At 72.3% G+C, this 16,370-nt stretch carries 12 protein-coding genes and 1 riboswitch; of the genes, 7 read left to right on the forward strand and 5 right to left on the reverse strand.

Going from position 1 to position 16,370, the window contains the following annotated elements:
• The first annotated feature begins 197 nt into the window (after window positions 1-197).
• Window positions 198-1,853, forward strand: a complete 1,656-nt coding sequence (locus ACZ63F_RS04415) for a M1 family metallopeptidase (protein ID WP_469708554.1) — start codon at window positions 198-200, stop codon at window positions 1,851-1,853.
• Window positions 1,854-2,064: 211 nt separating this feature from the next.
• Here ACZ63F_RS04415 and ACZ63F_RS04420 read toward each other — a convergent pair whose 3' ends face one another.
• From ACZ63F_RS04420 to ACZ63F_RS04440, 5 genes are all read right to left on the reverse strand, one after another.
• The gene (locus ACZ63F_RS04420) at window positions 2,065-4,437 is read right to left on the reverse strand and encodes a SpoIIE family protein phosphatase (RefSeq protein WP_469708556.1); all 2,373 of its coding nucleotides are present in this window, start codon (window positions 4,435-4,437) and stop codon (window positions 2,065-2,067) included.
• Window positions 4,438-4,635: 198 nt separating this feature from the next.
• A complete protein-coding gene (locus tag ACZ63F_RS04425) occupies window positions 4,636-6,468 on the reverse strand; it encodes a phospholipase C (RefSeq protein WP_469708558.1) in 1,833 nt (610 codons plus the stop codon).
• A gap of 186 nt (window positions 6,469-6,654) precedes the next feature.
• A complete protein-coding gene (gene efeB, locus ACZ63F_RS04430) occupies window positions 6,655-7,887 on the reverse strand; it encodes an iron uptake transporter deferrochelatase/peroxidase subunit (protein ID WP_469708560.1) in 1,233 nt (410 codons plus the stop codon).
• Window positions 7,884-9,080: an EfeM/EfeO family lipoprotein gene (locus ACZ63F_RS04435; protein ID WP_469708562.1), complete on the reverse strand. Its 1,197-nt coding sequence runs from the start codon at window positions 9,078-9,080 to the stop codon at window positions 7,884-7,886. Before ACZ63F_RS04435 ends, efeB begins: the two co-directional genes overlap by 4 nt.
• Window positions 9,081-9,210: 130 nt before the next feature.
• Window positions 9,211-10,260: an amidohydrolase family protein gene (locus ACZ63F_RS04440; RefSeq protein ID WP_469708564.1), complete on the reverse strand. Its 1,050-nt coding sequence runs from the start codon at window positions 10,258-10,260 to the stop codon at window positions 9,211-9,213.
• 125 nt (window positions 10,261-10,385) lie between these two features.
• On the opposite strand from ACZ63F_RS04440, the gene ACZ63F_RS04445 reads away from it, so the two are divergent.
• The 6 genes from ACZ63F_RS04445 to ACZ63F_RS04470 all read left to right on the forward strand — a co-directional run bounded on the left by ACZ63F_RS04445 (window position 10,386) and on the right by ACZ63F_RS04470 (window position 16,320).
• A complete protein-coding gene (locus ACZ63F_RS04445) occupies window positions 10,386-11,981 on the forward strand; it encodes a bifunctional 3-(3-hydroxy-phenyl)propionate/3-hydroxycinnamic acid hydroxylase (protein ID WP_469708566.1) in 1,596 nt (531 codons plus the stop codon).
• 10 nt (window positions 11,982-11,991) lie between these two features.
• On the forward strand, window positions 11,992-12,855 hold the full coding sequence (locus ACZ63F_RS04450) for an alpha/beta fold hydrolase (RefSeq protein WP_469708568.1): 864 nt from the start codon (window positions 11,992-11,994) through the stop codon (window positions 12,853-12,855).
• Complete coding sequence (locus tag ACZ63F_RS04455; RefSeq protein WP_469708569.1) at window positions 12,852-13,859, forward strand: VOC family protein; 1,008 nt, start codon at window positions 12,852-12,854, stop codon at window positions 13,857-13,859. Before ACZ63F_RS04450 ends, ACZ63F_RS04455 begins: the two co-directional genes overlap by 4 nt.
• A 160-nt stretch (window positions 13,860-14,019) precedes the next feature.
• Window positions 14,020-15,075, forward strand: a complete 1,056-nt coding sequence (locus ACZ63F_RS04460; protein ID WP_469708571.1) for an enoyl-CoA hydratase/isomerase family protein — start codon at window positions 14,020-14,022, stop codon at window positions 15,073-15,075.
• Between the two features lie 66 nt (window positions 15,076-15,141).
• A riboswitch (cobalamin riboswitch) is annotated at window positions 15,142-15,285 on the forward strand.
• Between the two features lie 35 nt (window positions 15,286-15,320).
• A complete protein-coding gene (locus ACZ63F_RS04465; protein WP_293990680.1) occupies window positions 15,321-15,542 on the forward strand; it encodes a CbtB domain-containing protein in 222 nt (73 codons plus the stop codon).
• Between the two features lie 22 nt (window positions 15,543-15,564).
• A complete protein-coding gene (locus ACZ63F_RS04470; protein WP_469708572.1) occupies window positions 15,565-16,320 on the forward strand; it encodes a CbtA family protein in 756 nt (251 codons plus the stop codon).
• Window positions 16,321-16,370: the final 50 nt, after the last annotated feature.

The following is a 16,370-nucleotide window of genomic DNA, read 5'->3' on the forward strand; positions in this document are numbered from 1 at the left end:
GTCGTGGGAGCTAAACCCCCAACCATCCTCCCCCCACCCACGCCCTCCCTTCCCGTACGCCCCCCGCCCCCTCCCTCCCCCCCCCCCCCGCCGCCCCCCCCCCCACCCCCCCCCCCGCGGCCTGTACGCCGAGCCAGCTGATCACCAACGGCGGCTTCGAGAGCGGCACGTCCCCCTGGACCCAGTCCTCGACCAGTGTGATCACCAGCCGCTCCGGCCAGTCCGCCCACGGCGGCTCCAGCTTCGCGTGGCTGGACGGCACCGGCTCCACGCACACCGACACGCTCTCGCAGAGCGTCAGCGTCCCCTCCGGATGCGCCGCGACGCTCTCCTTCTGGCTGCACGTCGACACCGCCGAGACCACCTCGTCCACGGCGTACGACAAGCTCACGGCGAAGATCGGGAGCACCACGCTGGCGACCTGGTCCAACCTGGACAAGAACACCGGGTACGTGAAGAAGTCGTTCGACGTGTCCGCCTTCGCCGGCCAGACCGTGACCGTCGCCTTCACCGGCACCGAGGACTCCAGCCTCCAGACCAGCTTCGTCGTCGACGACGTCGCCCTCGACACCTCGGCCGCCACCACCCCCGGTGACACCACCCGCACCCCGGCCTCGCCGTCGTACACCGTCAGCCTGACCAGCAACTCCGCCGGCACCGGCTGGACCGGCCACGAGAGCGTGACCTTCACCAACGCCTCCACGACCGCGCTCAGCGAGGTCTATCTCAGGCTGTGGGACAACTACCACGGCACCTGCTCGGCCCCGCCGATCACGGTCAGCAACGTCACCGGCGGGACCGCGGGCGCCCTCTCGGTCGCCTGCACGGCCCTGGAGGTCGCCCTGCCGACGCCGCTGGCGCAGGGCCAGAGCACCACGATCGGCTTCGACCTGGGCATCACCGTGCCCAGCGGCGCCGACCGCTTCGGCCACGACGGCGCCTTCAGCATGATCGGCAACGCGCTGCCCGTCCTCGCGGTCCGGGACGGCTCCGGCTGGCACCTGGACCCGTACACCAACAACGGCGAGTCCTTCTACTCCCTGGCCGCCGACTTCAAGGTGAGCCTGGACCACCCCAGCAGCCTCCTGGTCCCGGCGACCGGCACCTCCGTCGACACCCCGGGCACCAGCGGCCGTACCGTCACCACCGCGACCGCCTCCAAGGTCCGTGACTTCGCCTGGGCGGCCGGGCCGTTCACCAAGATCTCCGGCACCTCCCCGGGCGGGGTCCCGATCAACATCTACTCCGTCTCGGGCATCAGCTCCTCCAGCGCCCAGTCCATGCTCACCACCGCCAAGTCGGCGGTCGACGCCCACGCCGGCCGCTTCGGGGCCTACCCCTACGGCGAACTGGACGCGGTCATCGACAACAACTTCTGGTTCGGCGGCATGGAGTACCCCGGCTTCGTCCTCGACCTCGTCAGCACCACCGCGCTCACCCACGAGATCGGCCACCAGTGGTGGTACGGCATCGTCGGCGACGACGAGTACAACAGCCCCTGGCTGGACGAGGCGTTCACCGACTACGCCACCGACCTGGCGCAGGGACTCACCGGCACCAACTGCTGGAACAGCGTCTCCTGGGCCTCGTCGGCAGAGAAGATCACCAACTCGATGGCCTACTGGGACGCCCACTCCTCCCGCTACTCCACCGTCGTCTACGGCTACGGCAAGTGCGCCCTGCACGACCTGCGCCGCCTCATCGGTGACACCGCCATGACCAACCTCCTCAGGAGCTACGCCGGTTCGCACTGGTACGGCGTCTCGACCACCGCCGAGTTCAAGGCGGCGGCCCAGGCCGCGACCAGCACCGACCTGACGTCGTTCTGGACCACGCACCGCATCGACGGCTGACACCCGTCCGGAAGAGGGGCGGGAAATCTCCCCGACGGGCAGCGCACGGCCCGGGGGATCTTTCCCGCTCCGTCCGTACACCGCCGTGGGCTCGCCTCGGCATCGCCGAGCACTGGTGGCTGCCGGTGATCCCGATCCGCGTCCTGCACCGGAGGCCGGGACCGGCCGCGCCGGCCGCGCCGGCAGAACGGCAGCCGTGGGCCCGCCCGGGTCAGGGGAGGGCCAGTTCGGCCCAGATGGTCTTCCCGGACCCGGTGTAGCGCGTGCCCCAGCGCTGCGACATCTGGGCGACGAGGAACAGGCCGCGGCCCCCCTCGTCGTCCCGGCGGGCCCGCCGCAGGTGCGGTGCCGTGTGCGCGTTGTCGGAGACCTCGCACAGCAGGCTGCGGTCCTTGATCAGTCTCAGCATCACCGGCCCGGTGGCGTACCGGATGCTGTTGGTGACCAGCTCGCTCACCACCAGCTCCGCGGTGAACGCCAGGTCGGCCAGGCCCCAGGTCTCCAGCTGGCGCTCGGTGTCGGTGCGAGCCCGCGCCACCATCGCCGGGTCGGGCGGCAGCTCCAGGTCCGCCACCTGGCCGGCCCCCAGCCGCCGGGTGCGGATCAGCAGCAGGGTGGCGTCGTCCGCCTGCGGCCCCGGCGGCAGCGTCGACAGTGCCCGGTCGCACAGCTCCTCCAGCGGGCACCGCTGCCAGGTGAGCACATGGGCGAGACGGTCGATACCGCTGTCGATGTCGGTGCGCCGGTCCTCCACCACCCCGTCGGTGAAGAACGCCACCACGCTGCCGTTGGACAGGCTCAGCTCGACGTTCTCGTAGGGCAGGCTGCCCAGCCCCAGGGGCGGTCCCGGTGCCAGCGCGGACAGCGCCACCGAGCCGGTTGCGTCAGCCACGATCGGCGGCGGATGCCCCGCGCTCGCCCAGACGCAGCGGCCGCTCACCGGGTCGTAGATCGCGTACAGGCAGGTCACCCCGAGCGCCTCGTCGCCCAGCCCGTCGTCCGCGTGGGGCTCGGAGTCCTGCGCGACCAGGCCGTCGAGGCGGGTCAGCAGCTCCGCCGGGTCCAGGTCCAGCAGGGCCAGGGTCCGTACGGTGGCGCGCAGCCTGCCCATGGTCGCGGCCGCGTGCACGCCGTGGCCGACCACGTCGCCGACGGTCAGCCCCACCCGGGCACCGGAGAGCGGGATCAGGTCGAACCAGTCGCCGCCCACGCCCACCCGGCTGTCGGCGGGCAGATACCGGTACGCCACGTCGACCGCGCTCTGCTCGGGCAGGTGCTGTGGCAGCAGGCTGCGCTGCAGCACCAGGGCCGCCGCGTGCTGGCTCGTGTAGCGGCGGGCGTTGTCGATGCCGACGGCGGCCCGCTCGGTCAGCTCCACCGCGAGGGTCTGCTCCTCGGGCCCGAACGGGTCCGGGTTGCTGCTGCGCCGGAACGTGGCGAGGCCGAGCACCGCGTCCCGCGCGAGCAACGGGACGAACAGGCTGGAGTGCCGCCCGCCCGGTGTCCGGTCGTCCGGTGACCCGGCCGGGGCGGCGTCGACGACGGGACGGCTGGTGGCCAGGCTCAGTGCCTGCGGCGACGACGGCGGATAGGAGACGGGGCTGGTCCGGAACTCCTCCGGGGTCCGGCCGTGCATCCGCAGCAGGCTGTGCCCCGGTGCCGAACCCGTCGGCGGCTGCCGGCCCTCGATGACCGCCGACGGGAGGTCGACCAGCACCTCGTCGGCCAGCTGCGGCACCGCCACGTCGGCGAGCTCCGCGGCGGTGCGGCGCACGTCCAGCGAGGCGCCGATGCGCTTGCCCGCCCGCACGAGCAGCGACAGCCGTTCCTGGGCCCGGTAGCGGTCGGTGATGTCCAGCGACTCCTCGAACAGCCCCAGCGGCTCGCCTCTGGCGTCCACCAGCCGGTGGTACGAGCAGGACCACACGTGCTCGCGCACCGGGTCGGCGGGGGCCCGTCCCCGGTAGTGCATGCCCATGATCGGCTCGCCCGTCGTGAGCACGTGCTCCATGATCTGGTCCTCGTCGGGCGGGTGGTGGCGGGAGATGAACTCTCCTTCCGGGAAGAGGTCCGCGGCAGGACGACCGACGTACTGCGCGACCCCCGCGAGCTCCAGATCGGTGGAGACGTTCCCCCAGACGACCCGCATGTCGGTGTCGAAGATCGTCAGACCCACGGAGGACTCGGTGGCCAGCCCCTGCAACATGGCCAGCTGCGACTCCCAGCAGCGCAGCTCGTCGAGCTCCGCCGCGACCACGACGGTCGCGGCCATGCCCTGGGACACCAGCGGGCTGAAGGTCACTGCGGCGCGCAGGGTACGACCGTCCCGGCGGAGCAGGTCCAGGACCGTGCTGCGCGGCCGGTGCGCCGTGCAGAGCGAGGAGGGCCGCTGTCCCGGATCCGTCGCCAGCAGCACGGCCGCCGGCCGGCCGAGCACGTCCTCGGCCGGGTGCCCGAGGAGGCGCTGGGCCGAGGGGCCCCATCCCGAGATGCGGCCGTCGGCGTCCAGCACCGCGGCCGCGGCCCTGGTGAGGTCCAGTGGGCTGTGGAATTCGACGTCGGCCGCGTTCGGAAAACGACCCATGGGCACCGCTTCCCTCCGTGCACCCTCAGCATCCCGTGCCGCAGGACGGACGACAACCGCACGGCCGGCCCGCTGCCGCTGGACCACGAAAAGCTCCTGATCGCCCGGGTGCGGAACCGTCCCTCGGCACCGGTCACGCAACGCCGCTCGGCACGGTCCGGGGAGGAGGACCGTGCCGAGCGGGTCAGGACGGGGGCGTCAGGCGGTGGTGCGCTGCCTGCGGCGGAGCGTCAGGTACGTGCCCGTGGCGCCGGCGGCCACCAGGGCGCCCGCACCGAGGGTGACCGGAAGGGCCGGGAACCGGCCGGAGTCGGTCGTCGCTGCCGTGTTCACCATCTGCGGACCCGGGGTGATGTGGGTGCTCACCGCGGAGACGTGGTGGATCGGGCCGATGTGCTTGACGGAGCCGTCCGCGTTCAGCAGCACCTGCTTGTTGTTCGGGTGCCGGAAGTCGAACATGTGCGTCAGCGAGCCCGCGGTCGCGTCGAAGGAGTGGTCGCCGATGTGGCCGGTGTGCCAGTTGTCCTCGATGAAGCGGGTGATCGAGGCCTGGTCGGTCTGGGTGTGGTCGACCTTGTTCACCTTGCTGTACGGCGAGACCACCAGCAGCGGCATCCGGGTGCCGGGGCCGCAGCGGTCGGCGTAGCCGCCGGACGCGGCCGGGCCGGCCTGGCAGGCCGCGCTGTCCAGGGCCTTGCCGTTGGAGCCGACCGTGGTGTCCTTGGAGCCGTTGCGGGGCTTGGCGTAGGCGTGGTCGTACCAGCCGTCGGAGTCGTCGTAGGCGATGACGATCGCGGTGGACTTCCACTGCGGCGAGCTCTGGATGGTGTTGATCTCGTTGACGAGGAAGTGCTGCTCGTCGGTCGGGTCGGAGTAGCCCGCGTGGCCGTCCTGGTACTCGCCGGCCTTGAGGAAGCTGACGGCCGGGAGCTTGCCCGCCTTGGCGGCCGCGGTGAAGTCGGTCAGGTCGTAGTTGTGGTTCGCCCGGCCGTTGTGACCGATCTCGTTCACGTTCTTCGGCGCCACGTGGTGCGGGTTGGACGTCGACCTGTAGTACGAGAACGGGTTGTGGTGCGGGCTGTAGTCGACCACGGAGGCGCCGCCGACGTTGGTGTGCGTGGTGTCGCACTTGGCGTAGGAACCGGACGTGCCGTTGTAGGCCGTCGACGGACGGAAGCCGCCCTGGAACCAGCCCCAGCTCACCTTCTTGGAGTTGAGCAGGTCACCGATGTTCTTGCCCTGCAGCGCGGCCAGCGCGCTGGTGCTGGTGTGGTCCTTGTCGGAGCAGTCGTCGTAGGCCGGGTCGGGGTCGTTGACGACCGTGCCGACGCCCTTCGCGTTCGGCGAGGCGATGGCGTACGAGTCGGGCGTCGACGTCTGCTTGCCGGTGACCGGGTCCACCGAGATCGCGCCGTGCGTCTGACCCGAGACCAGGTTGAGCGCGCCGGGCGTGGACGGGCCGTAGACCGAGCTGTAGGAGCGGTCGTTGAGGGCGTACTGCTGGGCGTAGTTCCACAGACCGGTGACGGTGTTGCCGTCGTAGTAGTCCATGACCAGGCCCGGCTCGCCGAACAGGCCGCCGCTGCACTTGTCGACCTCGGTGTTCTGCACGAACTGGTCGGCCTTGCCGCCGTCGTAGGCCAGCTGCTCGGGCCCGTAGGAGTGGTTCTGGTCGCAGGTCATCGCCTGCGACGGGGAGAGCCGCTTCGGCGCGTACTGGTTCGGGTTCTTCGTCAGCAGCCCGGCGTGCGCGACGGTGTCGATGTCCTTCGGGGTGTTCTTCGACGCCGTGAACTTCGTGCCGTCGGTGTTCGCGGCCTTCGGGTAGGTCGCGAAGTAGTGGTCGAAGGAGATGTTCTCGTCGAACAGCACGACCACGTGCTTGATCGGGGTCGCGGTCGACGAGCCGCCGCCGTGCCCGGCGGGTACGGCGGCCCAGCTGGGCGAGGTGCCCCCGAGGACCGTGAGGGCGGCGGCCCCCGCGAGGGCGCCGAGGCTCCTCATCGCCGTTCGTCTTCCTGTGCTGGCCATGCTGGTTCCCCTCCGGGCATGAACGTCACTGCGTCGTACAGGCAGGGATGCTTCGCCCGCTTGCGGGCGCCGCGGCGGAGTCATGATGGCGTGCGCATGAACACCGGGTCAGGGATGCTGGGGCAAAACTTGACTGTGTATTGACCATGTGGGTTACGGAATTGCCGCGGAGTTGTTCGAACAAGCTCAGGCGAGCAGAGCGCGTCCGTACCAGTCGCTGCGGTCCCGCACCCCGGGCAGCGCGAAGAAGTAGCCGCCGCCGAACGGCGAGACGTAGTCGACCAGCGGTTCCCCGGCCAGCCGCTTCTGCACGGTCTCGAACTGCCGGGCCAGGTCCTGCTGGTAGCAGCAGAACAGCAGCCCCATGTCGAGGTTGCCGTTGCCGTCCATACCCCGGTCGTAGTTGTACGCACGGCGCAGCAGCCGCTGGTCGGCGGTGGCCGCGGTGCGCGGGTTGGCCAGCCGTATGTGCGCGTCCAGCGGGATGACGTCACCCTTGGGGTCGTCGGCGTAATCAGGCGTGTCGTGCTCGGCGTTGCCGTCCAGGGGCGCCCCGGACTCGCGCGAGCGGCCGAACATCCGCTCCTGCTCGCCGAGCGAGACCCGGTCCCAGAACTCCACCAGCATCCGGATCAGCCGCACCACCTGGTAGCTTCCGCCCACCGCCCACTCCGGTTCGCCGGAGTCCTTGCCGACCCACACCAGCCGGTCCATCTCCCGGGCGCTGCCGGTCTCCGGGTTGGCGGTGCCGTCCTTGAAGCCCAGCAGGTTGCGCGGGGTGCCGGACGGGCGGGGCGGGCTGGTGAAGCCGTCCAGCCGCCAACGGACCTGTATCCCGCCCCGGGTGTGCCGGGCCACGTCGCGCAGCGCGTGCAGCACGGTGTCCGGGTCGTCCGCGTGCAACTGCACACTGAGGTCGCCGTGGCACCACTCGGGCCGCAGGTCGTCGTCCGGGAACGCCGGCATCGTCGTCAGCCGACGCGGTCGCAGCCTTTCGAGCCCGTACCGGTCGTCGAAGAGCGAGGCGCCGACGCCGACGGTCACCGCCAGCGCACCGGAGGGGAGTTGCTCACCGAGGACGCCCGAGTCGGCGGGCGGGGCGGTGATCCCGACCGGGTCCGGGGTGCCGCCCGAGGTGAGGAAGCGGGCGCGGTCGGTGAGCGTGTGCAGCAGCTCGTTGAGCTCGGCCCGGCTCCCGGCGGTGACGTCGAAGGAGGCGAACACGGTCGTCCGGCGGGGCGCGGCGATGGCCGACTGCTGGCGGGCGCCGTGGAAGGGCGCGATCGTGCCCGGGGCGGTGCTGTCCGTGGCGGGAGCGGCCGCGCCACCGGCGGCCAGCCCGGCCCCCGCGAGGGCCGCGCCGCGCAGGAACCCGCGGCGGCCCACGCCGCCCTTGCCGGCCGTCTCGTTCGCGCTCATACCGTCCTCCGCGGATCGCACAGGGTCGCCACCGAAGCCAGCCGCTCCACCAGGTCGCCGAGGACCGCGTCGACCTCCTCGCGCTGCCGGTGACCCAGCTTCGCGGGCGGCGTCCAGGCGCCGCCGTGCCCGAAGTGGCCGAGCACCGTCCCGGCCCGCTTCAACTCGCTCTCCAGCCCAGGCAGATCCGGGTACCGGGTGGCCAGCAGCGGGCGCAGCCGGGACATGACCTCCACGGTGCCGTCCAGGTTGGCGCGGGCGGTGGCGAGGTTGCTGCCGCTGCCGTAGTCGGTACGGCCGGTCAGCTCGAACTGCACCGTGTTCTCCAGGATCTCGTGCGCCCGCAACCCCAGCTGGGCGGGGTCCATCCGGGTCTGCGCCCAGTCGTCGCGCAGCGCGGTGACCGCCTTCACCAGGTCCGCGGCCGGCCCGCGCAGGCCGGCGGCCGACTCGCCGTGCCACAGGCCGTACTCGATCCGGTGGAAGCCGGTGAAGTGCTTGTCGTGCACCCCGCCGGACAGTCCCGCGTCCGTGCCGTCGATCACGCCGTCGGCGTCGCCGAAGGCGTCGTACGCCGCGCCCAGCCGCTCGTACTCCAGGTGCGCCGGCAGCCAGGCGGTGCGGGCGGCGGCCAGATCGCCGCGGTCGACCGCGGCGCGCAGGGCGGTCGTCAGCCGTACGACGTCGGACAGGCCGTTGCCGACCCACTTCTGGTAGGCGAGCGCCGGCGGGATCAGGTCGTGCTCGGTGACCGGGGCGGCGGCCGGGCCGCTGCTGCCCCTGGCGATCCGGACGGTCGGCCCGGTGACGGCGTCGGCGTCGTCGGGCACGCACTTGAACGCGTACGCGCCCTTGCCGAGCCGGACGGTCAGCTCCCGGGTCGTACCGGGCCCGATGTCCTCCACCTCGCCGTACACGGCCTGGCTCTTCGGGTCCTCGAGGAAGACCTCGGCGGCCCCGTCGGTCGGGTTGTGCAGGTCGAAGACCTGGACACCGGAGACCGGGGCGTTCCAGCCCCGGCCGCACCGGCTGGGGGAGACCTCCACGGTGGTGTGCGGCAGCGCGGTCGGGCCGGCGTGCGCGGGGCGTGAGTCGCGCGTGAACGCCAGCACTCCGGCCACCAGGCACACGACGGCGACACCGACGACCGTCCAGGGACGCAGCGACCTCCAGTCGAGGCCGGACAACACCATCCCGAGCTCCCGGGGTTCGTACCGTTCGTGATCGCCTCATGTTAGGCAGCCCTTTGTACTCGAACGGCCGTCCAGGGAAACCCATGACCAAGAGTTCCCTGCCGGTTCACCGGGCAGTCGGCGCGGCCGCTCAGTCGGTACCGGGCTGGACCAGCCGGAAGACGGCGCGGGCCGCGGCGCGCCGCACGGACTGCCGCAGCCGGGACGGGAACGGGCGTGCGGCGGGAGCCGGGGCGGGGGCGCCCGCCAGACGGGGGAAGAGCGCCTCGGCGTTGCCGCGGTTCACGGCCGCGAGCGTGCCGGGGTCGACACCGCTGTCCAGCCCGGTGGCGAAGTACTGGGCCGCCGCGGCGGGTGCGAACGGCCAGTCGCTGCCGAACAGGACGTGGCCGGGCCGGGCGAAGGCGAGCAGCGTGGGCAGCGCCGCCGGGCTGGAGGAGAGCGCGGTGTCGAAGTAGAAGCCGCGGAGGTCCTCCAGGATGTCCAGCGGGCTGCGCCCGGTGTCGGCCGCGAGGGCGACGGCCATGCGGTGGGAGGCGTACGGCACGAAACCGCCCGCGTGGCTGAGGACGAACCGGATGCGCGGGTAGCGGCGCACGACACCGCCCCGCACCAGGAGGTGGGCCGCGCGGGTGGTGTCGAGGAGGAAGTCGGCGGCGAACGGCGGGACCCCCGCCACGGCGGGACCGGGCAGCTCCGCCGGGTGCACGAACGCGATCGCTTCGTGCTCGTCGAGCACCCGCCACAGGGCGTCCTGGCCGTCGGCCCCGAGATAGTCGCCCGCGGTGTTGGCGAGCAGGGTGACGCCGTCGGCGCCGAGGCCTGCCAGCGACCGTTCGGCCTCCCGGGCCGCCGCGGCGGCGTCCGGCAGCGGCACGGTGGCGAACCACCCGAAGCGGGCCGGGTGCCCGGCGGCGAGCGCGGCGCAGAAGTCGTTCAGCCGCCCGGCCATGGCGGCGGCCTCGCCGGAGTCGGTGAGGAATCCGGTGCCCGGCGTGGAGACGGACAGGATCGCCGTCTCGGTGCCGAGCAGATCCATCTGCTCCAGCGCCGCCTCGGGGCTCCAGGCGGGCAGTGCACGACCGCCCGCCTCCGCGATCCCGTGTCCGGCCAGGGCGTCCCGGTAGAAGGGCGGGATCAGGTGCTGGTGGACGTCGATGCGGCGGGATGCGCTGTTCATGGGAGTGCCTTTCCCCTCGTGACGGCACTTGACCGCCCTTCGACGGCCTGCTTACCGTAGTGGCCATTCCAATTGGAGCGAACGCTACAGCAAGAGCCGCGACAGGAACGACATGAGGTGGCCGGGTGAGCAATGAGGCGAGAGCCGTGGACGGGACCGACGACGACGCCTACGACGTGGCGGTGATCGGCTTCGGACCCACGGGGGTGACCGCGGCCAACCTGCTGGGCGGGACGGGCCTCGAAGTCGTGGTGGTGGAGCGGGAGGCCGACGTCTACTCCCGGGCACGGGCGATCTCCACGGACGAGGAGGTCATCCGGATCTGGCAGCGCATCGGCCTGGCCGAGCGGCTGAAGCTGGACATGCTCGCCGAGCGGCCGCTGGACTTCGTCGACGCGCGGGGCCGCACCTTCCTCAGCGCCTCCCCGGCCCCGCGCGGCCACGGTCATCCGCCGCAGATGTTCCTCTACCAGCCCGCACTGGAGCAGGTCCTGCGCGAGGGCGTCGACCGCTGTCCGAACGTGTCGGTGCTGCTCCGCCACGAGTGCCTGCGGCTGCGTCAGGACGCGGACGGCGTCGAACTGACGGTGGCCGCTGCCGACGACTCGCTACGAAGGCTGCGCGCGCGGTACGTCATCGCGGCCGACGGCGGCTCCAGCCTCACCCGGGCCCAGCTGAACGTGGGGTACGAGGGGCGGACGTACGAGGACCGCTGGGTGGTCGTCGACACGCAGATGCTCAGGCCGTGGCCGGACCACGACCGGCTGCGGTTCCGCTGCGACCCGGCGCGCCCGGCGGTGGACTGCCCGACACCGCTGGGACACCACCGCTGGGAGTTCCCGGTCCTGCCCGGCGACGACGAGCAGCGGCTGACCGGCGACGACGCGATCTACGCGATGGTGTCCCGGTACGGCATCGGCCGGGACCAGATCAGGATCCTCCGGGCCACCGTGTACAGCCATCACGTCCGCTTCGCCGCCCGGTTCCGGGTGGGCCGGGTCTTCCTGGCCGGGGACGCCGCGCACGCGATGCCGCCGTGGATCGGGCAGGGCATGGCGGCGGGGGTACGGGACGCGGCCAACCTGTGCTGGAAGCTGGCCGCCGTGCTGCGGGGCGAGCTGCCGGAGAGCCTGCTCGACTCCTACGAGGCCGAGCGCAAGCCGCACGTGAAGGAGGTGACCCGGCGGGCGGTGTTCGTCGGCCGGCTCATCACCGAACGCCGGCGCCCCGTGTCCCGGGTCCGCGACGGCGTGCTGCGGGCGGTCCGCCGGGTGCCGGGTCTTGCTTCCCGGCTGGTGGACTCCCACTGGATACCGGTCGCGTCCTACGCGCAGGGCTTCCAGGCCCGCCCCCGCACCAAGGCCTCCGGGCACCAGATCCCGCAGCCCTGGGTGACCGGCCCCGACGGGGAACGGGTCCGGCTGGACGACGTGCTCGGCGGCCGCTGGCTGCTGCTGCACCTCGGCCCGACCCGCCCGCAGCCCGCCTGGGAGGGGGTGCCCTCGCTGGCCGTCCTGCCCGCGGGCTCGCGTCCGGCCGAGGGCGCGGTCGTCGACAGCGACGGAGTGCTGCTGCCCTGGCTGGCCGGGCGCGGCGTGGCCACGCTCGCGCTGCGCCCCGACGCCTACGTCTACGCCGCCGCACCTGCCGGCACCCGACTCCCGCCGCCACCGGCCGGGTTCGCCCCCGCGCCACCGCCCGCCGCCGTCTCCGCCCAGTGAGGACCGCCCCATGACCACACGGACCGCGCCGCCGCCGATGCACGAGTCCCTGCTCGACGTCGCAGGCAAGAAGATCTTCGTCGCGGAGACAGGTGACGGCCCGCCCGTCCTGCTGCTGCACGGCGGCGGCCCCGGCGCCTCGGGAGTCTCCAACTACAGCCGCAACATCGCCGAACTGGCCCAGGAGTACCGGGTCGTCGTCCCCGACCTGCCCGGCTACGGCCGCAGCACCAAGGGCGTCGACGGCACCGACCCGTTCGGCCACCTCGCCGACCACATCCGGGGCGTGCTGGACCGCCTCGGCCTGGAAAAGGCCCACCTGGTCGGCAACTCCTACGGCGGCGCCTGCGCGCTGCGCCTCGCCCTGGACACCCCCGGCCGGGTCGACCGCATGGTCCTGATGGGCCCGGGCGGCATCGGCACCACCCGCACCCTGCCCACCCGCGGCCTCACCGCCCTCCTCGACTACTACACGGGGGACGGCCCTTCGCGGCCGAAGCTGGAGAAGTTCATCCGCGACCATCTCGTCTTCAACGCGGCCGAGGTGCCCGACTCGGTCATCGACTCCCGTTACCAGGACAGCATCGACCCCGAGGTCGTCGCGAACCCGCCGCTGACCCGTCCCAGGTCCCTGCGCACCCTGTGGCAGACGGACTTCACCCGCGACCGGCGCCTGGCACGGCTGCCCGTGCCGACCCTGGTGCTGTGGGGTGCCGCGGACAAGGTCAACCGGCCCGCCGGGGGCCGGATGCTGGCCGGCCGGCTGCCCAACTGCGACCTGTACCTGGTGGCGAACACCGGGCACTGGGTGCAGTGGGAGCGTGCCGAACTGTTCAACAGCCTGTGCGCGGACTTCCTGGCAGGCCGGCGATGAACCCGCCGACCGACGTCTTCGGCTCCGTCCGCCTCGGCTACCTCGTCATCGAGACGAACCGGTTCGCCGACTGGCGCCGCTTCGGCACCGACGCCATCGGCATGCACCACGACGACCTCGACACGGGTCTGACGCGGTTCCGCCTCGACGGCCACGAGTGCCGCTTCCTGCTGCGCCGGGGGCCCGCCGAGGACGTGGTCGCGGTCGGCTGGCACCTCGACGACCACACCACCTTCGAGCAGATCGAGGCCCGGGTCCGCGCCCACGGCGTCCCCGTGATCAAGGGCACCGCCGAGGAGGCGAAGCAGCGGGGCGTCGAACGACTCCTCCGCTTCCCCGGGCCCAAGGGCATCACCCAGGAGATCCACACCACCCCGGTCACCACTGCGGAGCCCCTGCGCATGGTCGCGTCCGGCTGGGTCACCGGCGACTCCGGGATGGGCCACGTCGCCATCACCTCGGCCAGACCCGCCGTGACGCGCGGCTACTTCAGCACCGTCTTCGACGCCCGCCTCACCGACTCCATCGACGAGACCATCAGCGGCGTCAAACTCAGGATCCGCTTCCTGCGCGTCAACGAACGCCACCACTCCATCGCCGTCGCCGCCGTCCGCGGCCTGCCGATCGACCCCGTCCGCACCCGCGTCCAGCACCTCAACATCCAGGCCGCAAGCCTGGACGACCTCGCCCGCAGCTACCAACGCGTCCACGAACTCGGCTTCGACATGGCCCTGTCCGTCGGACAGCACACCAACGACAAGGAACTCTCCTACTACGCCCGCACCCCGTCCGGCTTCGAGTGGGAGGTCGGCTGGAAGCCGATCGTCATCGACGAGGCCACCTGGGAACCCAGCACCCACCAGGGCATCAGCATCTGGGGCCACACCCCGGTCGGCCGGACCGTCCTCGCCAAGCTCGACCAGTTCCGCTGCGGCGCCCGCTCCCTGCTCCGCCCGGAGAAGACCGTCCCCGCGCTCGGCGGAACCGGCATCCCCGACGACTGACACCGGCCGCCGGCAGGCGCCGGACCTGGGACCGGGTCGGCGTGCTCCGGCCGCGGTGGACAGGAGAAGATCGTCCATGACCCACGCGTCCACCCGAACCGGAAGGAACCGACGAGATCATGCGCCTCATCGCGGCCGACGGCCCGGCGGAGGTGTCCGGATGACCGGCGCCGACGAACACGTCCTGCTGCACGTCGACGGACGGGCCGCGCACCTCACGCTCAACCGGCCGAAGGCCATCAACGCGCTGTCCCACGCGATGGTGCGCCGCATCGACGAGGCGCTCACCGAGTGGGAACGGGACCCCGCCGTCCAGACCGTCGTCATCACCGGCGCGGGGGAGCGTGGCCTGTGCGCGGGCGGGGACATCCGCGCCGTCCACGACGACGCCCGGGACGGCGACGGCTCGGCCGCGGCCGCGTTCTGGCGGGACGAGTACCGTCTCAACGCCCGCATCGCGCGGTACCCCAAGCCGTATGTCGCCCTCATGGACGGCATCGTGATGGGCGGCGGGGTCGGCGTCTCGGCCCACGGCAGCGTCCGGATCGCCACCGAGCGGTCGCGGATCGCCATGCCGGAGACCGGGATCGGCTTCGTGCCCGACGTCGGCGGCACGTATCTGCTCGGCTGCGCCCCCGGCGAACTCGGCACCCACCTCGCCCTGACCGGCGCCACGATCGGCGCCGCCGACGCCGTGCTCTGCGGACTCGCCGACCACTCCATGCCGTCCGGCTCGATCCCCGCGTTCGTCGCCGACCTCGCCACCCTGCCCGTGCCCGAGGCGCTCGCCCGGCGGGTACGGCGGCCACCCGACGGCGAGTTGGCCGGGCACCGTGCGTGGATCGACGCCTGCTACGCGGCCGGCACCGTCGAGGAGATCGTCCAACGGCTGCTCGCGCACGGCGACCCGGCGGCCAAGGAGGCGGCGGACACCCTGCTCACCAGGTCGCCCACCGCCCTGAAGGTCACGCTGGCCGCGCTGCGCCGGGCCCGCCGACTCGGCACCCTGGAACGGGTCCTGGACCAGGAGTACCGCGTCTCCTGCGCGACCCTCGCCACCCATGACCTGGTGGAGGGCATCCGCGCCCAGGTCGTCGACAAGGACCGCACCCCGCACTGGTCCCCGGCCGCCCTCACCGAGGTCACCGACGCCGACGTCGACCGCTTCTTCGCCCCGCTCGGCGACCGTGAACTGGGCCTCGCCCCACCCGCCTGACCCGCTCGACCGCCCGCCCATCAGGTGCGAGACGAAGATCACGCCTGATGGTGCGGTCTTGGCCGTGCTCCTGACACGCGGTACGGTCTGTCCGATATCGACGACGGCGAGACGGAACCCGGTGGGAATCCGGGACGGTCGCGCCACTGTATGCGAGAGCCCCACAGCTGCTCGTGAGTCAGACCCGTGGCCGTCGTCCTGTGCACCACCGAGTTGGGACGCGAACTCCCAGAGGAGGTCCTGCCATGGCGCAGACCGTCGCTCCGCCGACCGCCAACACCCCCGCCGTTCCCGCCAAGCTGCCGCTGTCCGCGATAGCTCCCTGGGCGGTCTTCTTCGGCATCCTGATGCTGATCCTGCTGTACTTCGTCGGCGCCGAACAGGGCGCCACCTCCGTGTTCAGCGGCACGGACGTCCACGAGTGGGTGCACGACGCCCGCCACCTGCTCGGCTTCCCCTGCCACTGACGCGAGGGGCGCCGTACCACCCATGAACTCCGCAACGGTCCGGAACCTCCTGGTGCGGGGCATGCTCGCCGGCCTGGCCGCCGGCCTGCTCGCCCTCGTCGTCGCCTACCTGCTCGGTGAGCCGAACGTCGACAAGGCGATCAGCTTCGAGGACGCCCACGCGCACGAGCACGAGATGGAGGTCGTCTCCCGCTCCCTGCAGTCCACCGCCGGCCTCGCCACCGGCGTCCTCGTCTACGGGGTCGCCTTCGGCGGAATCGCCGCCCTGGCCTACTGCTTCGCCCTCGGCCGCGTCGGCAGATTCTCGCCGCGGGCGACGGCGCTGCTGCTGTCCGGCTGCGCCCTGGCCGCCGTGTACGTGGTGCCGTTCCTGAAGTACCCGGCCAACCCGCCGTCGGTGGGCGACCCGGACACCATCGGCAAGCGGACCACGCTGTACTTCCTGATGATGCTCCTCAGCGTGCTCCTCGCGGTCGCCGCCACCATCCTCGGCAAACGGCTCCAGCCGCGGCTGGGCACCTGGTGGGCGACCGTCCTCGCGGTGGCCGCGTTCGCCGTCGTCATCGGGCTGGCCTACCGGTTCCTGCCGGTCGTCAACGAGGTGCCCGCGGACTTCCCGGCCACCCTGCTGTGGCGGTTCCGGCTCTCGGCACTCGCCATCCAGCTGGTGCTCTGGGGCGGATTCGGCCTGCTCTTCGGCGAGCTGGCCGAGCGCGTCCTCAACCCGAAGCCGGCGAAGGCCCCGGCCGCCGCGCGCACGGCGCCCGCTCCGCACTGACCGCCACCACGCCACACCGCACGACACGAGAGGGCCCGCCGGAACCGTCC

It is taken from the genome of Streptomyces sp. NPDC104761 (assembly GCF_055583445.1).

What these genes read in the sequence shown, in the direction of transcription:
- ACZ63F_RS04420 (WP_469708556.1), bottom strand. Translation starts at nt 4,437, where the DNA reads ATGGGTCGTTTTCCGAACGCGGCCGACGTCGAATTCCACAGCCCACTG.
- ACZ63F_RS04425 (WP_469708558.1), bottom strand. Translation starts at nt 6,468, where the DNA reads ATGGCCAGCACAGGAAGACGAACGGCGATGAGGAGCCTCGGCGCCCTC.
- efeB (WP_469708560.1), bottom strand. Translation starts at nt 7,887, where the DNA reads ATGAGCGCGAACGAGACGGCCGGCAAGGGCGGCGTGGGCCGCCGCGGG.
- ACZ63F_RS04435 (WP_469708562.1), bottom strand. Translation starts at nt 9,080, where the DNA reads ATGGTGTTGTCCGGCCTCGACTGGAGGTCGCTGCGTCCCTGGACGGTC.
- ACZ63F_RS04440 (WP_469708564.1), bottom strand. Translation starts at nt 10,260, where the DNA reads ATGAACAGCGCATCCCGCCGCATCGACGTCCACCAGCACCTGATCCCG.
- ACZ63F_RS04450 (WP_469708568.1), top strand. Translation starts at nt 11,992, where the DNA reads ATGACCACACGGACCGCGCCGCCGCCGATGCACGAGTCCCTGCTCGAC.
- ACZ63F_RS04455 (WP_469708569.1), top strand. Translation starts at nt 12,852, where the DNA reads ATGAACCCGCCGACCGACGTCTTCGGCTCCGTCCGCCTCGGCTACCTC.
- ACZ63F_RS04460 (WP_469708571.1), top strand. Translation starts at nt 14,020, where the DNA reads ATGACCGGCGCCGACGAACACGTCCTGCTGCACGTCGACGGACGGGCC.
- ACZ63F_RS04465 (WP_293990680.1), top strand. Translation starts at nt 15,321, where the DNA reads ATGGCGCAGACCGTCGCTCCGCCGACCGCCAACACCCCCGCCGTTCCC.
- ACZ63F_RS04470 (WP_469708572.1), top strand. Translation starts at nt 15,565, where the DNA reads ATGAACTCCGCAACGGTCCGGAACCTCCTGGTGCGGGGCATGCTCGCC.